Source organism: Bradyrhizobium sp. USDA 4474 (assembly GCF_054057515.1).
This window is the reverse complement of record NZ_JBSRZJ010000002.1, coordinates 5,172,344-5,192,718: the sequence shown is the minus strand read 5'-3', so window position 1 is coordinate 5,192,718 and position 20,375 is coordinate 5,172,344. Positions and strand designations below refer to the sequence as shown.

Here is a 20,375-nt window from a genome sequence, read left to right as displayed (position 1 = left end):
GATATACATAAGCGCTGCAAGCGGCATCTCTGCATGGGCAGGCTGCATTTCGAGGGTTCATGGCCAGACGCCCGGCAAAGGCAAGCGGATCGATCACGCGCGGCGGCGGCGTGGCACTCGGCGAAGCCGTGTTCCGCTCGCTCTGCGAGGCGCTCCAGGCCGGCAGCTACCGGGCCGGCGACCGCCTGCGCGAGGAGGAGGTCGCGCAGCGGCTGAAGGTCAGCCGCACGCCGGTGCGCGAAGCGCTGGGCCGGCTCGCCGCCCGCGGTTTCGTGGCGCCCGCCGCTGGCCGCGGGCTGATCGTGCGCAACCTCGACATATCGGAAGTGCTCGAGCTCTACGCCATGCGCGAGATCATGGAAGGCGCCTCGGCGCGCCTTGCCGCCGAGCACGCATCAGCTCCGGAGATCGACGCGCTCAGGGATATCGAGCAAGCCCTTGTCGAGGCGTCCGAGACCGGCGCCGCCGAGATGGCGAAGCTCAACCGCGCCTTTCATGAAGCAATCTGCCGCGCCGCGCGCAACCGCTATCTCGACAACGCGTCCCGCGAATTGCAGGACTGGATCGCCCTGCTTGGCCCGACCACCTTCACCGTGACAGGTCGTCCCTCGACCAGTCACGGCGAGCACCAGGCCATCATCGAAGCCATCGCCGCGCGCGACGGTGACAAGGCCGAGCAGCTCGCGCGCGCGCATATCCGCGAGGCGCTGCGTTGCCGGCTCAAATTGTTGCAGAAGCAGTAGGCAAAACGCTCACGCCAGCACGTCCGCGACGACCGCCTTCACGATGTCCCGCACATCAGTTGGCTTCATGCGCACCTGCAGGCCGCGCTGACCGCCATTGAGATAGACCAGCCCGTGCGCAAGCGCACTCTGCTCGATCACGGTGCGGACCTGCTTGCGCTGCCCGAACGGACTGATGCCGCCGACTTTGTAGCCGGTGACGCGCTCAGCCTCCGGCGGCTTCATCATCTGCGCCGACTTGCCGCTGACGGAGGCGGCGAGCTTCTTCATCGAGACTTCCTGATCGGACGGAACGATCACGCAGACCGGCTTGCCATCCACCAGCGCCATCAGCGTCTTGAGGACACGCGCGGGATCTTCGGCCAACGCGGCAGCGGCCTGGAGGCCGATGCTCTCGGCATCAGGGTCGTAGTCGTAGATATGGACCGTGAAGACCACGCCTGCGGCTGTGAGCGCGCGGGTGGCCGGGGTGACTTTGGACATGCGCCACTTCTAACACCGTCATTGCGAGGTGCGAAGCGACACCCTAGCCGTCGTCCTGGCGTTCGCCAGGACGACACCGTGGTTGGCGCCGTGCTGCGCCGTCAAACGACGACCGCGCCCTACTCCGCCGCATCCCTCATCTCCGCGCGCTCGGCACGTGCCGCGCAGAACTTGAACTCCGGAATCTTGCCGAACGGGTCGAGTGCCGGGTTGGTCAAAAGGTTCGCCGCCGCTTCCGCGTAGCAGAACGGCATGAACACCATGTTTTCCGGCACGTCGCGGTCGGAGCGGACCTTGACCTCGATCGCGCCGCGACGGGTCTCCAGGCGAATGAAATCGCCGGGCACGAGCTGCTTCTTGCGCATGTCCTTCGGCGACATGAACGCAACCGCTTCCGGCTCGATCTGGTCGAGCACCTGCGCGCGGCGGGTCATCGAGCCGGTGTGCCAGTGCTCCAGCACGCGGCCGGTCGAGAGAACCATCGGATATTCGGCATCAGGCAGCTCGTCCGGCGGAATGACCTTGGCCGGCACGATCTTGCCGCGGCCGCTTTCCGTCGGGAAGCCGGTGGTGAAGATGATCTCGTTGCCGGGCTTGTTCGGATCATCGGCCGGGTAGGTGACCGCGCCTTCGCGCACCAGCCGCTCCCAGCTGATGTTCTTCAGCGACGGCATCAGCTCGGCCATCTCGGTGTAGACATCGCCCGGGCCGGAATAATTCCACGGCAGGCCCATGCGCTTGCCGATCTCCTGGATGATCCAGAGATCCTGGCGCGCATCACCGGGCGGCTTGATCACCTGGCGTGCGAGCTGCACGCGTCGATCGGTGTTGGTGAAGGAGCCGTCCTTTTCAGCGAATGCCGAGGCCGGCAGGATCACGTCGGCATGAAACGCGGTCTCGGTGACGAAGAGATCCTGAACCACGAGATGATCGAGCATGGCGAGCGCGCCGCGCGCATGCTGCAAATCGGGATCGGACATCGCAGGGTTCTCGCCCTCGACATACATGCCCTTGATCTCGCCGGCATGGATCGCGTTCATGATCTCGACGACGGTCAGGCCGCGCACGGGATCGAGCTCCTGGCCCCACAGCTTCTCGAAGGCGCCGCGCATGTCGTCGCGGCCGACCGGCTGGTAGTCCGGCAGGAACATCGGGATCAGGCCGGCATCGGAAGCGCCCTGCACGTTGTTCTGGCCGCGCAGCGGATGTAGGCCCGTGCCGGGCCGGCCGACCTGTCCGGTGATCAGCGCCAGCGCGATCAGGCAGCGCGCATTATCGGTGCCGTGGACGTGCTGGCTGATGCCCATGCCCCAGAAGATGATCGAGGATTTCGCGCGGGCATAGGTCCGCGCCACCTCGCGCAGCGTTTGCGCCGGGATGCCGCAGATCGCCTCCATCTTCTCAGGGGTGAACTCCTTGATCTTCTCCTTGAGGTCCTCGAACCCCTCGGTGTAGCCGGCGATGTACTGGTCGTCGGTCAAGCCTTCGGTGATGATGGTATGAATCATCGCGTTCAGCATGGCGACGTCGGAGCCGGGCTTGAACTGCAGATGCTTGGTGGCATGACGCGACAACGACTGCCGGCGAGGATCCATCACGAACAGCTTGGCGCCGTTCTGCTTGACCGCGTTCTTGATGAAGGTCGCAGCGACCGGATGGTTCACGGTCGGGTTAGCGCCGATCACGATGATGACCTCGGCATCCATCGCAGCCGAGAAGGGCGCGGACACTGCGCCGGAGCTCAAGCCTTCGAACAGCGCTGCCACCGACGAGGCGTGGCACAGCCGGGTGCAGTGATCGACATTGTTCGAACCAAAGCCGGTGCGCACCAATTTCTGGAACAGATAGGCCTCTTCGTTCGAGCCCTTGGCAGAGCCGAAGCCGGCCAGCGCCCTGGAGCCCTTCTCGTCGCGGATTTTCGCGAGGCCCTTGGCCGCCAGGTCGAGCGCTTCCTCCCAGCTCGCTTCGCGGAAATGCGTGAAGGGATTGGCGGGATCGACCTGGTCGTTGGCATCCTTCTTCGCATTCGGCAGCCGCACCAGCGGCTTGGTCAGGCGATGCGGATGATGGATGTAGTCGAAGCCGAAACGACCCTTGACGCAGAGACGGTTGTGATTGGCGGGGCCGTCGCGGCCCTCGGCATAGATCACCTTCTCGTCCTTGACCTCATAGGTCACCTGGCAGCCGACGCCGCAGAACGGGCAGAGTGAATCCACCTTCCTGTCGGCATAGGTGACGCGGGTCTGCGCATCGTCCAGCATCACGGCCGGCATCAGCGCGCCGGTCGGGCAGGCCTGCACGCACTCGCCGCAGGCGACGCAAGTGGACTCGCCCATGGGATCGTCGAAATCGAACACGATCTTGGCGCCGTGATTACGGTAGGCCATGCCGATGACGTCGTTGACCTGGACCTCGCGGCAGGCGCGCACGCAGAGGCCGCACTGGATGCAGGCATCGAGATTGACCCGCATCGCCGGATGGCTGGCGTCGGTCTCCCAGCGCTCGGCCGCGGGAAAGCGGCTCTCGGTGACCCCTGTGGCTTCAGCCCAATGCCAGAACTTCGAATCCGGATCGTGGCTGGTCTCGCGCGCCGGCTGGTCGGCGACCAGCAGCTCCATGACCATCTTCTGCGCGGCCGTCGCGCGCGCGGATTCGGTCTTTACCTTCATGCCGACCGATGGTGTCCGCTTGCACGATGCCGCCAGCACGCGCTCGCCCTCGATCTCGACCATGCAGGCGCGGCAATTGCCGTCGGGGCGATAGTCGGGCGCAGGCGAATAGCAGAGATGCGGGATGTCGCGGCCCTGGCGTTTGGCGACCTGCCAGATCGTCTCGCCGGCATTAGCCTCGACCTGCTTGCCGTCGAGCTCGAACGTAATCTTCGTCATTCGGCCGCTTCCTTGAACTCGTCAGGGAAATATCTGATCACGGAGGACAGCGGATTCGAGGCCGCCTGTCCGAGGCCGCAGATCGAGGCATCGCGCATCGCCTGGCTCAATTCTTCCAGCAATGCGCGGTTCCAGACCGGCTTCTGCATCAGCTGCGCCGCCTTCTGGGTTCCGACCCGACACGGCGTGCACTGGCCGCAGCTCTCGTCCTCGAAGAACTTCATCAGGTTGAGCGCGGCTGCGCGCACGCTGTCCTTTTGCGACAGGATCACGATCGCGGCCGAACCGATGAAGCAGCCGTATTTCTCCAGCGTGCCGAAATCGAGCGGGATGTCATCCATCGACGCCGGCAGGATACCGCCGGACGCACCACCGGGAAGATACGCGTAGAACTGATGGCCATCGGCCATGCCGCCGCAATATTCGTCGATCAATTCGCGCACGGTGATGCCCGCGGGTGCGAGCTTCATGCCGGGATTTTTGACTCGGCCCGAAACCGAGAAGCTGCGCAGGCCATGACGCTCATGGCGGCCATGGCCCTTCCACCAGTCGGCGCCCTTCTCGACGATGTCGCGCACCCACCACAGCGTCTCGATGTTGTTGATCAGCGTCGGCAGGCCGAATAGGCCGACCTGGAACGGATAAGGCGGCTTATGCCGGGGCAGGCCGCGCTTGCCCTCGATGCTTTCGAGCAGCGAGGATTCTTCGCCGCAGATGTAAGCGCCGGCGCCGCGGCGCATGTGCAGCGTCGGGCCGCCTGCGGGAAGTTTTGCGATCTCGCGCGTCAGGATCTCGCGGGAGGCCGGATATTCATCGCGAATGTAGATGTAGACGTCGGAGGCCTGCACCACATGCGCGCCGATCAGCATGCCCTCGATGAAACGATGTGGGTCGCTCTCCAGGTAAACACGATCCTTGAACGTACCGGGCTCGCCCTCGTCGCCGTTGATCGCCATCAATCGCGGACCTGGCTCGCCGAGCACTGCGCGCCATTTGCGCCCGGTCGGGAAGCCGGCGCCACCGAGGCCCCGCAACGAGGCGTCGTCGAGCGACTTCAGCAAATCGTCCGTCGACAGCTCACCGGAGCGCACGCGATTGAGCAGCTTATAGCCGCCGCCGGCGACATACGCGTCGTAGCCGATATGTTTGGGCAGATGCGCGTGAGTGTCGCCGGCCTGTGCCGCCGCCATCACATTGGCCACGGTCGCATGATCGACGAAGTTGTGGCCCACCTCGGCGGCAGGCGCGCTGTCGCACCGGCCGACGCAAGGCGCACGCACGACGCGGATGCCCGGGCCCGCAGCGTCTTGCAGATCCGCGAGCAGCTTTTCGCCGCCGAGCATGGCGCAGGTCAACGAATCGCAGACACGGATCGTCAGCGGCGCGACGTCGGGCTCGCCTTCCTTCACCACATCGAAATGCGCGTAGAAGGTCGCGGTCTCGAACACTTCGGCGAAGGCAAGCTTCATCTCGTCGGCGAGCGCGGCAAGATGCGCAGCCGATATCTGGTGATAGGTATCCTGGATCAGGTGCAGATATTCGATCAGGAGATCGCGCCGCCGGGGCTTGTCGCCGAGCAATTGCTCGATCTCGTGTGCGGCTGTGGGATCGACCTGCCTGCCCTTGGGCGTCGCCTTGGCGCGCCGGCGCCCCTCGCCCGGATGCTCGAAGTCCCTGACCTTGTGAACGTCGTCGTTGCTGCTCATGGAAACGTCGCGTTCTCCTCAAAAGCGCAATGATCTCTGAGCGAGATAACCCATCGCGATGCGTCCTTACTTCCACGCCTGACATTCGGGGAACCGGATTGCCCGCCGCGCAGTTCAGGCTTCTTTTCCAGGCAACTCTAGCGTCTGGCATACCAGATGCCAAGCGAATTTAGAGCGTCTCTGCCATCATTTAGGGGGCGGCCAGCCGCCCTGCCACGCCGCCTTGAGCGAGTTGAGCGCGGCACCTTGTCAGGTCTTCTCCATGCAGTCCTGGATGAAGAACCAGCGGTCGTCGCCAATCAGTCCCTTGGCCTTCACCTCGGCGCGGCACGCCTTCAGCTTCGGCTTGTTGGCGGCCCACTTCGCCTTCATCTCTTTCAGCTTCTGCATGGTGAGCTTGATCTTGCCCGGCGGCTTGGCGGTGGTCGTCGCGGCAGGCGCCGGATTAGCCGGCGTGGTTGCCGTCTGTGCGGATGCGGTGTGAAGGCCTGCGGCCAGCAGCACGGCGGCAAGGCAGATACGAGTGCGAAGCATCGGAAATCCCCCTGGGTCCCATTTTCGATTTGGAAGACAGATGTCGCGGGATGCCGAACAGTCGGCATCCCGCGACGATATGGCTTTGCGATCAGAAGATCTGCCAGGCGCTCTGGAGCGTCTTGTACACACCCCAAATCAGCGGGATGCCGACGAACAGCCAGAACAGCGCAGCCTTGCCATCCAGGCCGCCGGTGCCGATCCCGAACGAGCCGGTCTGGACCGGACCCGCACCAGCGTTCGCCGCCTGCAACTTCGCGACCTCCGCCTCGCTCATGTACCATTTCGAATTGACCGGTTTGACGAGGTAGTTGCAGATGATACCCGCGATCAGCATCGCACAGAGTATGTACATGGTCGTGTTGTACAACTGATCACGGGGCACGCCCGCCGCGAGCTGAAACTCGCGGATGTAGTTCACCACGACTGGGCCGATGATCCCCGCAGTGGACCATGCCGTCAGCAGCCGTCCATGGATGGCGCCGACGAACTGGGTCCCGAACATGTCGGCGAGATAGGCCGGCACGGTCGCGAAGCCGCCGCCATACATCGACAGGATGATTCCGAAGCCGAGCACGAAGAGCAGCTTCGAACCCATCGCTGCGAAGGTTGGCGCCAGCGCGTAGAGCACGATGCCGAGAATAAAGAACGTATAATACGTGTTCTTGCGGCCGATATAGTCGGACAGCGACGCCCAGGCAAAACGGCCGCCGATGTTGAACAGCGAGAGCAGACCGGCAAAGCCCGCCGCAATGCCGGCGATCACGGTCTTCTGATCGGCCGAGAGCTGACTGAAGGTGAGCTCGGGATGTCCGATCAGCTTGCCGGCAAAGATTTCCTGCAGCATCGGCGAGGCCATGCCGATGACGCCGATACCGGCCGACACGTTCAAGCACAGCACCCACCAGATCAGCCAGAACTGCGGCGTCTTGTGCGCGTTGTTCAGGTGGACATGATGCTCGGTGATCATCGATTTGTTTTCGCTTGGCGGCGTCCAACCCTCAGGCTTCCAGCCACCTGGCGTCACGCGATAGGCGAAGGCACCGATAGTCATGAAGATGAAATAGACGACACCCATGACGACAAAGGTCTGCCACACACCGACGTCGCTCGACGACTTGAAGTAGTTGATCAGCAGATTGGCGAATGGCGCGCCGATCATCGCACCACCGCCAAAGCCCATGATGGCCATGCCGGTCGCCATGCCGCGCCGATCGGGGAACCACTTGATCAGCGTCGAGACCGGCGAGATGTAGCCGAGGCCGAGCCCGACGCCGCCGATGACGCCAGCCCCGAGCCACATGATCCAGAGTTGATGGAAGTAGATGCCGAGCGCGCCGATCAGGAGGCCGCCCCCCCAGCAAAGCGCGGCAACGAAGCCGGCCTTGCGCGGACCGGCCCGCTCAAGCCAGCCGCCCCAGATCGCGGCGGAGACGCCAAGCAGGACAAAGAACAGGGTGAACATCCACCCTAGGCTTGCGACCTTCCAGTCGCAGGTCGTCGTGAAGAGCTCCGACCACAGCGACATATCCGGGCAGGCCTTCGGCGCAGTCAATCCGATCGCACGGGAGAGCGGCAGCCAGAACACCGAAAAGCCATAGGCCATACCGATACACAGATGGATGCACAGCGCCGCCGGCGGCACCAGCCAGCGATTGAAGCCGGCCTTGGCGATCGTGCGCTCGCGATCCAGAAAACCGGCGCCGGCGCCCGAAATTCTTCCAGCGCTCTCAATTGTCGTCATGCACTCCTCCCCTGCAGCTGCCCTTCTGAGCAAGGCTGCCGCTACGCTTCTGTTCCTCAGCCCATTGCGGCGCAGCCGTCCCTGCTGCTCCGCACAATCACCCGACACGCGCCAGGATCGTCACGCGCATCTGAAAACGTTAACCCCTCGGCCGGGGGTCTATGCCCGATACGATATGCAGGCTTGCGTGCCTGGCCCGCTGCTCCGCGCATCGCGGAGAAGACTCAACCGCCGCGGCCGAGAGCACAAAGTCGATTGGGGCAGAAGCTGTGATCGATGTCGATAGATAAAAGGTCGGTATCGGCGCAGTAACGCGCCTAAGAACGCAGCGCAGCATTGGCGCTTTCTATCGAACCATTCGTCTTTTCTATCAAGAACACGATGCGCGCCTCGTTGCGCTCGGTGATCTCCACCCTATCGCCCGTCTCACGGATAAGGTTCGGAATGTCGATTACCGACAACGGATCCGTGCAGTGGACTTCAAGCTGATCGCCCGGCTGCAATGGTTTCAGCGCCTTGCGTGTCTTCAAGGCGGGCAGCGGGCATTTCAGCCCGGTGAGATCGAGCGTCGTTCTGGTCATGGGCGCAACATGGCGGGAGGGATCAAGGGCGTCAACGCAAGGGCTTCAGATGAGGGCTGCATAGGACAGAAAACCTACGTCCTCACCCGGCTCCACGCGCGCGATATCCTCGCCCAGTTCAATCAGGCCATCGGTCTCCACCAACGACGACAACAGCCCGGCCCCTTCGCGCGGAAACTTGACGGCTTCGAGCGTACCATCTTGTCCACGTCGCAAGGAGGCACGCACATATTCGCGGCGGCCCAGCTTTTTCTTGTAAGTGAACGCCGCGCGCAACGGGATCGGCACCAGCGGTTCCGGCAGACTGCCGGCGAGCGCGAGCACCGTTGGCCGCACCACGTGGACAAAGGTGACAAAGCTCGCGACGGGATTGCCGGGCAGCCCGATCAGCGGCGTGCCGCCAATGATGCCCATCGCCACCGGCCGGCCCGGCTTGATCGCCATCCGCCACAGCACCAGTGAGCCGACGCTCTCGACCGCCGCCTTGACGTGGTCCTCCTCGCCGGTCGAGACACCGCCGGTGGTGAGGATGAGATCATGGCCTCCCGCGACCTGCTTCAATCCGTTCGCCAGCGAAGTGCGTTCGTCGCGCAGAATGCCGAGATCCGAGACCTCGCAGCCCAGACGGCGCAGCATCGCCATGAGCATGAAACGGTTGGAATCGAACAGCTGCGACGCCGCACGCGACTCGCCCGGCGAGGCGAGCTCATCGCCCGTGGAGAACACCGCCACGCGAATACGCCTGACGACCTCGAACCTGACAAGGCCGAATGCCGCCGCAAGCGCGACATGCTGCGGCCGCAGCCGCTGGCCGGCGCGCAGCGCGACATGGCCAACGGGAATGTCCTCCCCCGCCGGGCGAACATTGGCGCCGGGCTTCAGCCCGGACGGCAGCACGATCTTGCCTGATGCATCGACGTGGACGTCTTCCTGCATGAAGACCGTCCCGGCCCCCGGCGGCATCGGCGCGCCGGTAAAAATGCGCGCGGTGTGACCAGGCTTGATCGGCGCTTGTGCAGAGCCGCCGGCTTGGATGCGCCCGTCGAGCGGGAATGCCTGTTCCGCCTCTTGCGGAAGGTCGGCATTGCCAACGGCGTAACCATCGACCGCGGAGTTGGTGAAAGGCGGCAGCGGCAGCGGCGCTGCGATATCGCGCGCCAGCACGCGCCCGTCGGCGTCATCAAGCGCCACCGTCTCGATGTCAGCAATCGCGCTGACGCGTGCCGTGATCAGGCCCACGGCCTCGTCGACCGACATCATCGGTCCGCCGAAAGCAAAGCAATCGTCCGACAGTTGCGCCATGGTGCCTCGTCAGCGCCTCGCCGCGCTTCTTGCCACCGCTTCCTCGGCCGGCATCGCCGCATGCAGCAGCAACGCCGCCGCAGCCTCGATATCGTCGAGATGGACAGTCGGCAGCCGGGTTTCAACCGCCGCGTCGGTTGCAATTCCGACAATACCGGGATCGTCAGGAAACAGCAGCGGCTTGCCGTTGCCGGCGCGATGCACCTCGATCTTGCGATGCGGCTCACGCTTGAAACCCTCGACCACGACGAGATCGGCTTCGGACAGCTTGCTCAGCAGCTCCGGCAATCGCGGTTCGGCTGCACCGCGCAATTCGTGCATCAGCGCCCAGCGGTTCGACGAGGCCACCAGCACCTCGGCCGCACCGGCCTCGCGATGGCGCCACGAATCCTTGCCGGGCACATCGACGTCGAACTGGTGATGCGCATGCTTGATCACGGAGACGCGCAGGCCCCGCGCGTTGAAATGCGGGATCAGTCGCGTCAACAGCGTGGTCTTGCCCGCACCGCTCCAGCCTGCAAGGCCGATGACTTTCATAACAGTTCGATCTCCGCCAGCCGCATGACGCGGCTGGAACCGTCTACTTAAGCATTGTGGGCATGCTTATATCGGCTTGACCCGAATGTCATGCTAACGTCGCGGCCATGATGAAGATCGATAAAGTCCCGGTGCCCCTGATTATCCCAAACCCCGACGACCGGCGCCTGACCCAGAGCGTGACCGGAACCGACCAGACCGGCGCCAGGGTGGAGATCAAGGTCCCGATGGAGCGACCGCTGACGCTCTATCTGAATTCGCAGGAGATCGTCACCATGATGACGATCGGCGACTATCCGGAATATCTGGCGCTCGGCTACCTGCTGAACCAGAACATGCTGAAATACAATGACGCTGTCACCGAGGTCGAATACGACGACGACCTCCAGGTCGTCGTCGTGCGCACCGAGCACCACACCAATTTCGAAGCCAAGCTGAAGAAGCGGACGCAGACGTCGGGTTGCGCGCAGGGCACCGCCTTCGGCGACCTCTTGGAAGCGGTCGAAAGCGTCGCACTGCCGAAGGCCGCATTGCGCACCTCCTGGCTCTACCAGATGACCCAGACCATCAACACCATGCCCTCGCTCTATCTCGAAGCCGGCGCGATCCACGGCTGCGTGCTGTGCAGGGAGGGCGAGCCGCTCTGCTACACCGAGGACGTCGGCCGCCACAACGCCGTCGACAAGATCGCGGGCTGGATGTACCGCCACGGCGTCGATGCATCCGACAAGATCCTCTACACCACGGGACGCCTCACCTCGGAAATGGTGATCAAGACGGTGCGCATGGGCATTCCGATCCTGGTATCGCGCTCCGGCTTTACCGCATGGGGCGTCGATCTCGCGCGACAAGTGGGCCTGACGCTGGTTGGACGCACCCGCGGAAAGCGTTTCATCGTACTCGCCGGCGAGGAGCGGATCGTCTACGACCAGAATCTCGCTTACGTCGAGGAGGAATCGGCAAGGCACAAGCGCAAGGGTGAAAGTGGTGACGACTGAAACTCCGCTGACGCAAGGCGTGCTGCTCGCCGGCGGTCTCGCACGCCGCATGGGCGGCGGCGACAAGCCGATGCGCACGATCGGCGGACGCACCATTCTGGAGCGCGTGATCGCGCGCCTCAAGCCACAATGCGACGGGCTGATCCTCAACGCAAATGGTGACCCGGCACGCTTCGCGCGGTTCGGCTTGCAGGTCATTGCCGACGATGTGCCCGGCTTCCCCGGCCCGCTCGCCGGCATCCTCGCCGCGCTCGACTGGACCGCAGCGAACCGGCCGCAGATCGAATGGGTGCTCAGCGCCGCCGGTGACTGCCCGTTCCTGCCGCGCGACCTCGTCGCGGCCCTGCACGGCGGGCGCCTGCGAGAGAACGCCCAGCTCGCGGTCGCCGCATCAGGCAATCAGTCGCATCCGGTGATCGGCTTGTGGCGCGTCGCCTTGCGCGCCGAGCTGCGCCACGCCTTGGTCGTCGAGGATGTCCGCAAGATCGACCGCTGGACCGCGCGCTATCCGCTCGCGACGGTGAGGTGGCCTGCCGAGCCGCTCGATCCGTTCTTCAATGCCAACACGGTGGAGGACATCGCCGAAGCAGAGCGGCTGGCGGCGCTGGATGATGCGGCCTGATGGAGTTCAACGGGACATCGAACCGGGTCGAGCCCGGCAGCGACCACTGGTCGGGACATGCCTCCGGACCAGCCATGATCGATCCGCTCCTGAATGCCATTTTCACGGTCGTCGATTTCGTATTCGATCTCTCGATCGCGATCGATCGCACCAAGCGGCTGAGCCAGCAGGCCACGGGCAGCGACACGATCGTTGAGGTCCCTCCGGCCCCGAAGCCGCTGCCGCCCGCCGCGCAGCGTGCGCTCGCCGAAGCCGAGGAGCGTGAACGCGCCGCGCAAGCCGCCTCCAGCGGCACCGACGAGGCGTCATAACGTAGGCCCGGAATGCATCGGCGCCGCGGCCGAAAGCCGATTGTCTAAGCGGGTCGGAAGCCGGCTCGCTCCAGCGCCGTACGCGCCTCGCCCGAACCGAGGGCATCGAGAAAAGCCTGCACCGCGGGCCGCTGCTTTCGCGCCGTCACCAGCGCGAAGTCATAATGCTCTTCCGAGAGCGGAATGAAACCGAGGCCGGCGGCATGGGCGACCGGCGCAATGGTCATCCCCCAGTCGGCGCGGTGCTGCGCGACGGCCGCCGCGACGGCATTGTGCGAACGCGGTTGGTTCCAGTATCCCTCAGGGCGGGCGCCACCGAGCAGCCGGTCGATCAGGATGCGCGTGCCGGCGCCCTGGTTTCGATTGACCATGATGCAGGTGGGATCGGCGAGCGCGACGGCGACGGCCTCCTTCGCACCAAGCCCTTCGAAACGCTTGTCACCCTTGCGGAAGACGATACCCTGCATGCGCCGCCAGCCCGGCACCAGCTCGAGTCCTTCGACGAGATAAGGCGTGTTGTAGGTCTCGCTCTTGTGGTCGAACAGATGGATCGGCGCGAGATCGCATTCGCCGCGCTTTGCGGCTGCAAGTCCGCCCAGGCTGCCGACCGCAATCGAGCGCACCATCAGACCTGCATGCGCGAGAGGCGTGGTGACGAGATCGAGGCCGGTGCAGTGGCTGCCGACGATGACGAGATCAGGCACGCGCACGTGCGGCGTGAACAGAGTCACCTCGGTCATCGTGCCGGCCGGCATCTGGTCAGCGAGCGCGTCGATACGCAAAAAGCCGTCGGCCTGTGCGAACGATGTGATCGCGCCGGAGCCCTTGCCGGAGGGATAGGCGATCAATCCATCATTGCCTTCGACCAGCGAAACCATGACGAATTCGGTCCGGCCAAGCTCCGACGCAACGCGCACCGGCACGGTCGCATTCACCACGGTATCGGAGCGCGGCGGCAAGCCAGCCATCTTGCGCAGTGACGGCACGATCATGTCATGGAAGGTGAACATCGCCGATGTCGGAAAGCCCGGCAGGATCACAACCGGCTTGCCGTCGCACACCGCCAGACACAGCGGCTTGCCGGGCTTGAGGGCGACACCGTGCGCAATGATGCCGGGCCTGCCGAGCCGGCCGATGATGCGATGGGACAGGTCGCCCGCGCCTTTCGACGTGCCGCCTGACAGCACCAGCATGTCGGCAGCCGCCAGCGCATCGCGCATCGCGGCTTCGAGCCTGGCTTCATCGTCGGGAATGGCGCCAAGAAAGACCGCCTCGCCGCCGTTCTCGTCGATCGCAGCCGCGACAATCGCCCCGTTGGTGTCGTAGATTGCGGCCGGCGGGAGCGTGTCGCCGGGCTGCACCAATTCGTCGCCGGTCGAGATCACCGCAACGCGCGCCTTGCGCGCGACCTTCACCTCGGCGATCCCGCAGGCCGCCAACATGCCGATCTCGCGCGAGCCGATGATCGTGCCGGCGCGTAGCAGCGTCTCGCCACGTGCGATGTCAGATCCGGCGTAGGATACGAACTGCCCCGGCGATATGGCGCGACGGACGTCGATCGCATCAGCGCCGGCCGGCTGGGTGTGCTCGACCATCACCACGGCATCGGCGCCGCGGGGAAGCGGTCCGCCGGTTGCGATCGGCGTTGCGGTTCCCGCGGTCACTTGCAGCGCCGGCACGGTGCCGCAATGAATGGTCTCGCCGGTGAGGGCGAGCCGCACCGGCGCGCCCTCACCGGCGACTGAAAGATCCGCCGAGCGCACGGCAAAACCGTCGACATTGGAGCGATCGAACGGTGGCACGTCCATCGGCGCGGGGATGTCTTCTGCCAGCGCTGCGGCGATCGCGTCGGCAAGCTTGCGCGCTTCGCTCGGGACTGCGCGCGGGAACAGCGCATCGTCAAAGCGCGCCAGCGCCTCCTCGCGGGAGAGGATTTTGAGGAATTGCTCCTGTTCAAGTGCGCTTCGGTCTGGCGGCTTTGGGATCATCGTCATGCCGGAACCCATATCATTCCCGCATCAAATAAGCATCGACCGGCTCGCCCGCGGCAAATCCCTCGTGGCTGGCGGGAATGAGCAACCATGCATCCGCGCCGGCCATGGCCTGGAGCGGCCATTCGCCCACGGCAAGCGGCCGCCACGTCTTATGTTCCTGGGCCAGTAGGGCGATCTCGGCAATGCCGACGCTGGAAGCGATCTTGCGCGCAAGCGGCAGGGTCACTGCGCGGCGCGGCTGCCGAGCCGAAAATCGATCGATCAGCGGAAGCACCAGCGCAAGCCAGACCGCCAGCGCCTGAGCTGGCGATCCGGGCAAGACGACGACGGGAACTTTTCCGAGCCGCCCTGAGGCCGCGGTGCGTCCGGGCTGGAGCGCAAGGCCATGATCGAGCTGCGCTCCGCGCTGCACCAGCGCCGCGGCCGTGCCATCCGCATGACCGACGCCGCTGCCTCCGATCGTCAGCAGGAGATCGCAGGCGGAGGCATCGAGCGCCTCCCCGATCGATGCCGTACCGCGCGAGGCAGCTTGATGGGCGCTCACATCGAGTCCTGCCTTGCGTGCGAGGCTGGCGATCATCTGCATCGTCGCGGTCCCGCCGGGCACGTTGACGATGCGCAGCCGCGGCCGCCTGACACTTAGCTGGTCGCGCCCGGCGACACGGGCGAGCAGCAGGGCCGCTGCACCGACGGGATATCCCCCTGTGACCACGGGCGCGTTCCCGGCGATATCGCTACCGGCACGCGCGACGCCTTGTCCCGGAACGCCTTCCACCAGCACCTGGGCGAGTGGGCCCGATACCCCGACCGCATCAGTATCGAGCACGCAATCGCATCCCGCGGGCATCGCATCACCGGTCTCGACCCACACTGGAAGCTCGGCCAGAGGCAGCGGCGAATAGGAGGACGCGCCGACCAGATCGTTGGCGCACAGCGCCCAGCCATCGACGGCCGCGATGTCTCGCGGCGGATGGGCCGGCAGCAACGGCATCCCCGCGGAGATACAGTCGGCCGCTTCATCCAGCGGCAATTGGACCGGCTCAACCGGATCAACGCCGCGCAAAAGCATAGCGAGCGCGGTGTCTAGCGGCGTCAGCGAGGGGGGCAGGCGCTGGGTCATGCCTCATGATGGACCACGCATCGCGCAGTTTGGCAACCGCTCGTGCCTCGTCCTTCAGCCGCCTGGCTTCTCCGCGTTCGGAAAGAACACCTGCTGCCCGTCGACCTTGTAGTTGGCGATCGCCGCCTGCCCCTCCGGCGAGATCAGCCAGTCAATGAAGGCCTGCCCGAGCTCCTTCCTGACGTTCGGAAATTTTTCCGGATTCACGAGCATCACGCCGTATTGGTTGAGCAGCCGCTTGTCGCCCTCGACGACGACGTCGAGATCGCCGCGGTCCTTATAGGCAATCCAGCTGCCGCGATCTGCGAGCACATAGGCGTTGGCCGTGCGAGCCGCGTCGAGGGCGGCAGTCATGCCGTACCCGCTCTCGCGATACCAGGCGCCCTTGACGCTCGCGATATCGATGCCGGCGACGATCCAGAGTGCAAGCTCCGCCGCATGGGTGCCGGACCGATCGCCGCGCGTCACGAACGGTGCCCCCTTGGCCTCGATGGCCTTTAGCGCAGTCGCGATGTCCTTGCCCTTCACACCGGCGGGATCGCTCTTCGGCCCGACCAAAACGAAATCGCTGTACATGACGTCGAATCGCTTCGCGCCAAAGCCGTCGGCGACGAACTTCTCCTCCTGTGGCCGGGCATGCATCAACACGACGTCGACCTCGCCTCGTCGTGCTACGTCGAGCACCTCGTCGCTGCGGCGCGCGATCACCGTCACCGCGATGCCGGTCCTGTCGCGGACAATAGGCAACAGATAATCGAGCAGGCCAGTGTCCTGCGTCGATGTCGTCGAGGCCAGGACAATCGCACGCTCCTCGGCAAACGAGGCCGCAACGCCCCCGGCAAGGCCGCAGAGCAGCGCAAATGCAACGGTCAGTCGGCGAACGGCCATGACAGGTTTCCATTGAAAACGACGCGATCATGATCATCGATTGCGCCACACTCGTGACGGATGTGGCCGTCGCGCGGGCAACAAGCAATGGCGCTTGGTTTGAGCCACGACCGGAAGGCAAGTTCACGATGCGCGGGTCAGCGCGCCGAGGCAGGCCATTGGGAAGTTTCGCCCAATCAACCGGCACGTTGATTGCAGCGCCGAGGGACCTGCCGGCTGCGATCCCCTCCCGCGCCGGGCGGATCCGCTTCGCGGGCTGAGATTGACGCCCACCCCCAAATAGTTGCAAAAGAAACCAATTCAGCCGGGCCGTACCCGGGACAGACAACTTTCGGCCAACGCGCCGGATCAGGGGAGGACAATCGTGAATCCAGCGAGATTTGGACTGCCGGTCGCCGCCGCCTTGACGGCAGCGCTACTGACGGGTGCGGCGTCGGCGCAGGTGTCCGACGACATCGTCAAGATTGGCGTTCTCACCGACATGAACGGCCCGGCCTCGGCGCCAACCGGCCAGGGTTCGGTGACGGCTGCGCAGATGGCAATCGACGATTTCGGTGGCTCTGTGCTCGGCAAGCCGATCAGCATCGTGGTCGGCGACCACCAGCTCAAGGCCGATGTCGGCGGCGCGATCGCCCGGCGCTGGTACGACGTAGACCAGGTGGATCTGATCGTCGACGTGCCGGTCTCGGCCGTTGGCCTCGCGGTGCAGAACATCGCCAACGAGAAGAAGCGGCTGTTCATCACCCACTCCACCGGTACCGCCGATTTCCACGGCAAGTTCTGCTCGCCTTATGCGATGCAGTGGGTGTTCGACACCCGGGCGCTCGCGGTCGGCACCGCGGACGCCGTGGTCAAGCGCGGCGGTGACAGTTGGTTCTTCATCACCGACGACTACGCCTTCGGCCATTCGCTGGAGCGCGATGCCTCCAGCGTCATCACCGCCAATGGCGGCAAGGTGCTGGGCTCGGTGAAGCCGCCGCTGGCGACGCCCGACCTCTCCTCCTTCGTGCTGCAGGCGCAGGCCTCCAAGGCCAAGATCATCGGCATCGCGGCCGGCCCGCCCAACAACATGAACGAGATCAAGACCGGCTCGGAATTCGGCGTCTTCAAGGGCGGCCAGCAGATGGCGGCGCTGCTCGCGCTGATCACCGACATCCACGGCCTCGGCCTGCAGGCGGCGCAAGGCCTCTTGCTAACGACCTCGTTCTATTGGGACATGGACGACAAGACCCGCGAATGGTCGAAGCGCTATTTCGCAAAGACGAACAAGATGCCGACGATGTGGCAGGCCGGCGTCTATTCCAGCGTGATGCACTATCTCAATGCCATCAAGGCCACCGGCACCGACGATCCGCTCAAGGTCGCGGCGAAAATGCGCGAGACGCCGGTCGAGGATTTCTTCGCCCGCAACGGCCACTTGCGCGACGACAATCTGATGGTGCACGACCTTTGGCTGGTGCAGGTGAAGACGCCCGGGGAAAGCAAATATCCGTGGGACTATTACAAGATCCTCGCGACGATTTCCGGCGAGAAGGCCTTTGGCCCGCCGGACCCGGCGTGCCCACTGGTGAAGAAGTGAGATTAGCGAATGGCCAATAGGAGCGGGCGAATAGGACTAGCTCCATTCGCCACTCACCACAGGCCGTTCGCTACTTCACAACTCCGATCTCGCGAAAATATTTCATCACGCCCGGATGAATCAGCTCCGGCCTCGGTGCTGCGGCGACGGTGTTCGCCGCCGTGGTCTCGCAGGCCTGCGCCAGCTTCTTGCAGAAGGTTGCTTCCACGCCGTGCAGCGTCTTGGCGAGACGATAGGCGACGTCGTCGGGCAGATCCTCGCGCGTGAGGACAAAACTCCAGGAACCGAGCGAGGCGATCGACTCGGATTGTTTGGGATAGGAGCCGGCCGGCACGGTGAGCGGTTTAAGGAACGCGTGCCTGGCACGGATGCGCGTGATCTCGTCCGCATCGGGCGCGATGAAGCGCGCACCTGACGCGCTCGATGCGACCGCGGCAAACCCGGGCCAGCCGATGCCGGCGCCCCAGAGCGCGGCGACGCGGCCATCCTCGACCATCGCAGGCCCGTCGCCGGCGCGGTCGAGATAGACGGCCTTGAAGTCCTCGTCCTGCTTCAGGCCGAGACCGTCGAGCACGTAGCGCGCCAGGATCGGGAGGCCCGAACCTTTGGCGCCGAACGCGATCGGCTGTCCGACGAGATCGTGGATGGTCTTGTAGGGGCTGTCGGCCCGCACCACGAACATGCCGGGGTTGGAATAGATGGCCGTCAGGATCTTCTGCGCGACCTTCGCCCGGCCGATGCCGGCAAAGGCCTCATAGGCCGGCTCGCCCGCGACCAAAGCGAGATCGAGCTCGCCTTTCTCCAGGAGCGGAATGTTTTCGTTGCTGCCCTTGGTGTTGCGGGGTGCGATGGTGAGCGAGCCATCCGCTGCATTCATCACCTCGGCGAAGGCGTTGCCATAAAGCGGGAAGCCGCCGCCCGGCGTTGCGGTGCCCAAACTGATCGTGGTGGTCGGAATGGCGTTGCCTCCGGTTTGAGCGGCGGCGGGGCTCGCGAGCAGTGCCGCGCCGAGAAGAATGGGAAAAGCGAACTTCATGATCGTTCCGGCTGCGCCTGCGTCAACATCGACGAGAGGCGATGTAGGCAGCGGGCGGTTTTTGTGAAAGCATGCCCACAACGACGATAGAACAACGGGAGGCGACATGTTGCGAATTTTGCGGTGCGCTGTTTTCGGGCTGGTCTTTCTGTCAGGTCTTTTCGCCGCCTCCCCTCCGGCCTCCGCCGCCTACCCCGACCGCCCCGTGCACTGGCTGATCGGCTTTGCCGCCGGCGGGCCGGTCGACATCGTCGCACGCATCATGGCGCAGTGGCTGTCGGACCATCTCGGTCAGCAATTCATCGTCGAGAACCGCGCCGGCTCCGGCGGCAACATCGCGGCCGGTGCCGCGATCAACGCAGCCCCCGACGGCTACACGCTGCTGTTCGTCGCGCCCAACAACGCGATCTCGACCTCGCTCTACAAGAAGCTGCCGTTCGATTTCCTGCGCGACACCACGCCGGTCGCGAGCATCATGCAGCTCACCAACATGCTGGTCGTCTCCAACGCGATGCCGGTGAAGTCAGTTCAGGAGTTCATCGACTATTGCAGGGCCAATCCCGGCAAGATCTCGTTCGCCTCGTCGGGCAACGGCACCTCGGTGCACATGTCGGCGGAGCTGTTCAAGGCGATGACCAAGTGCGACATGGTGCACGTGCCCTATCGCGGATCGGCGATCGCCTTCCCCGACATCATCTCCAACAAGGTGCAGCTGATCTTCGACAACCTGCCTTCCGCGCTCGAGCAGGCGAAGGGCGGCAGCGTCCGCGCGCTCGGCGTGACCTCGCCGCAGCGCTGGCCCGCCCTGCCCGACGTGCCCGCCATCGCCGAGACCGTGCCGGGCTTCGAATCGGTCGGGTTCTACGGCATCTCCGCGCCGAAGGGCACGCCTGGCGAGATCGTCGAGATCCTCAACAAGGCGGTCGGCGAAGCGCTGAAGGACCCGAAGCTGGTCGCACGCCTCGCCGAGACCGGCGGCATCCCGAGGCCCATGACGCCGGCCGAGTTCGGCAGGCTCGTCGCGGACGAGACCGAGAAGTGGCGCAAGGTCGTGGAGTTCGCCGGGGTCTCGGTGGACTGAGCGGGCGGCCGGCCGCCGGTCAATCGCCGGCGCGACCGGGGGCCTGCGGGCCTCCTCCCGCCAAAACGCGAAAACAACCCCATGCACAGTAGAAAGCCGGCCGATTACAGCGCCTTACGGCAGGAAAAACCAAAACCACGGGGACAGCGGTTGACTCGTCGGGCAAAACAGGCGCATAAGGGCCCGATCCCAAAATTCGGTAATTCGTAAACCACGCCGCCGGCGTCT

General features: G+C 64.8%; 17 protein-coding genes and 1 pseudogene. 6 read left to right on the top strand and 12 right to left on the bottom strand.

The window, feature by feature from the left end; translation table 11 throughout:
• Positions 1-59 precede the first annotated feature (59 nt).
• The gene (locus tag ACVW16_RS26065) at positions 60-743 is read left to right on the top strand and encodes a GntR family transcriptional regulator (protein ID WP_456737692.1); all 684 of its coding nucleotides are present in this window, start codon (positions 60-62) and stop codon (positions 741-743) included.
• A 9-nt stretch (positions 744-752) separates the two neighbouring features.
• On the opposite strand, the gene ybaK is transcribed toward ACVW16_RS26065, so the two are convergent.
• The 8 genes from ybaK to mobB form a co-directional block, all read right to left on the bottom strand.
• Complete coding sequence (gene ybaK, locus ACVW16_RS26060) at positions 753-1,226, bottom strand: Cys-tRNA(Pro) deacylase (RefSeq protein ID WP_456737691.1); 474 nt, start codon at positions 1,224-1,226, stop codon at positions 753-755.
• Between the two features lie 119 nt (positions 1,227-1,345).
• Positions 1,346-4,114 (bottom strand): formate dehydrogenase subunit alpha, encoded by a 2,769-nt coding sequence (gene fdhF, locus ACVW16_RS26055; RefSeq protein ID WP_456737690.1) that lies wholly within the window; start codon positions 4,112-4,114, stop codon positions 1,346-1,348.
• Positions 4,111-5,820, bottom strand: a complete 1,710-nt coding sequence (locus ACVW16_RS26050; protein ID WP_456737689.1) for an NADH-ubiquinone oxidoreductase-F iron-sulfur binding region domain-containing protein — start codon at positions 5,818-5,820, stop codon at positions 4,111-4,113. Before ACVW16_RS26050 ends, fdhF begins: the two co-directional genes overlap by 4 nt.
• A 249-nt stretch (positions 5,821-6,069) precedes the next feature.
• Positions 6,070-6,354 carry a hypothetical protein gene (locus ACVW16_RS26045; RefSeq protein WP_456737688.1) on the bottom strand — a complete coding sequence of 95 codons (285 nt, stop codon included), beginning with the start codon at positions 6,352-6,354 and terminating at the stop codon, positions 6,070-6,072.
• Positions 6,355-6,445: 91 nt separating this feature from the next.
• Positions 6,446-8,098, bottom strand: a complete 1,653-nt coding sequence (locus tag ACVW16_RS26040) for an OFA family MFS transporter (protein ID WP_456737687.1) — start codon at positions 8,096-8,098, stop codon at positions 6,446-6,448.
• Positions 8,099-8,415: 317 nt separating this feature from the next.
• Complete coding sequence (locus ACVW16_RS26035; RefSeq protein ID WP_456701869.1) at positions 8,416-8,679, bottom strand: sulfurtransferase TusA family protein; 264 nt, start codon at positions 8,677-8,679, stop codon at positions 8,416-8,418.
• Positions 8,680-8,724: 45 nt separating this feature from the next.
• The gene (locus ACVW16_RS26030; RefSeq protein WP_456802447.1) at positions 8,725-9,981 is read right to left on the bottom strand and encodes a molybdopterin molybdotransferase MoeA; all 1,257 of its coding nucleotides are present in this window, start codon (positions 9,979-9,981) and stop codon (positions 8,725-8,727) included.
• Between the two features lie 9 nt (positions 9,982-9,990).
• Positions 9,991-10,518, bottom strand: coding sequence for a molybdopterin-guanine dinucleotide biosynthesis protein B (gene mobB, locus ACVW16_RS26025; protein WP_456701867.1), 528 nt, complete (start codon positions 10,516-10,518; stop codon positions 9,991-9,993).
• A gap of 107 nt (positions 10,519-10,625) precedes the next feature.
• Between mobB and fdhD the strand changes: the two genes are divergently transcribed.
• The 3 genes and pseudogenes from fdhD to ACVW16_RS26010 form a co-directional block, all read left to right on the top strand.
• The gene (fdhD, locus tag ACVW16_RS26020) at positions 10,626-11,516 is read left to right on the top strand and encodes a formate dehydrogenase accessory sulfurtransferase FdhD (protein ID WP_456701866.1); all 891 of its coding nucleotides are present in this window, start codon (positions 10,626-10,628) and stop codon (positions 11,514-11,516) included.
• Positions 11,497-12,138: a molybdenum cofactor guanylyltransferase MobA gene (mobA, locus tag ACVW16_RS26015; RefSeq protein WP_456737685.1), complete on the top strand. Its 642-nt coding sequence runs from the start codon at positions 11,497-11,499 to the stop codon at positions 12,136-12,138. Before fdhD ends, mobA begins: the two co-directional genes overlap by 20 nt.
• Positions 12,139-12,326: 188 nt before the next feature.
• A pseudogene (locus ACVW16_RS26010) lies at positions 12,327-12,419 on the top strand (DUF1674 domain-containing protein); the annotation flags it as partial.
• Positions 12,420-12,493: 74 nt separating this feature from the next.
• Here ACVW16_RS26010 and ACVW16_RS26005 read toward each other — a convergent pair.
• Genes ACVW16_RS26005 through ACVW16_RS25995 form a run of 3 tightly spaced genes read right to left on the bottom strand, consistent with a single transcriptional unit; the run spans position 12,494 to position 16,451 of the window.
• On the bottom strand, positions 12,494-14,443 hold the full coding sequence (locus ACVW16_RS26005; protein ID WP_456737684.1) for a molybdopterin biosynthesis protein: 1,950 nt from the start codon (positions 14,441-14,443) through the stop codon (positions 12,494-12,496).
• A gap of 13 nt (positions 14,444-14,456) precedes the next feature.
• Positions 14,457-15,563, bottom strand: coding sequence for a molybdopterin-binding protein (locus ACVW16_RS26000; protein ID WP_456737683.1), 1,107 nt, complete (start codon positions 15,561-15,563; stop codon positions 14,457-14,459).
• 54 nt (positions 15,564-15,617) lie between these two features.
• Positions 15,618-16,451 carry a substrate-binding domain-containing protein gene (locus tag ACVW16_RS25995; protein WP_456737682.1) on the bottom strand — a complete coding sequence of 278 codons (834 nt, stop codon included), beginning with the start codon at positions 16,449-16,451 and terminating at the stop codon, positions 15,618-15,620.
• Positions 16,452-16,815: 364 nt separating this feature from the next.
• Between ACVW16_RS25995 and ACVW16_RS25990 the strand changes: the two genes are divergently transcribed.
• Positions 16,816-18,030 carry an ABC transporter substrate-binding protein gene (locus ACVW16_RS25990; RefSeq protein WP_456701861.1) on the top strand — a complete coding sequence of 405 codons (1,215 nt, stop codon included), beginning with the start codon at positions 16,816-16,818 and terminating at the stop codon, positions 18,028-18,030.
• A 70-nt stretch (positions 18,031-18,100) separates the two neighbouring features.
• Here ACVW16_RS25990 and ACVW16_RS25985 read toward each other — a convergent pair whose 3' ends face one another.
• Complete coding sequence (locus tag ACVW16_RS25985) at positions 18,101-19,066, bottom strand: TAXI family TRAP transporter solute-binding subunit (protein WP_456737680.1); 966 nt, start codon at positions 19,064-19,066, stop codon at positions 18,101-18,103.
• A 106-nt stretch (positions 19,067-19,172) separates the two neighbouring features.
• Here ACVW16_RS25985 and ACVW16_RS25980 point away from each other — a divergent pair, with 106 nt between their 5' ends.
• A complete protein-coding gene (locus ACVW16_RS25980; protein ID WP_456737679.1) occupies positions 19,173-20,147 on the top strand; it encodes a Bug family tripartite tricarboxylate transporter substrate binding protein in 975 nt (324 codons plus the stop codon).
• Positions 20,148-20,375 lie beyond the last annotated feature (228 nt).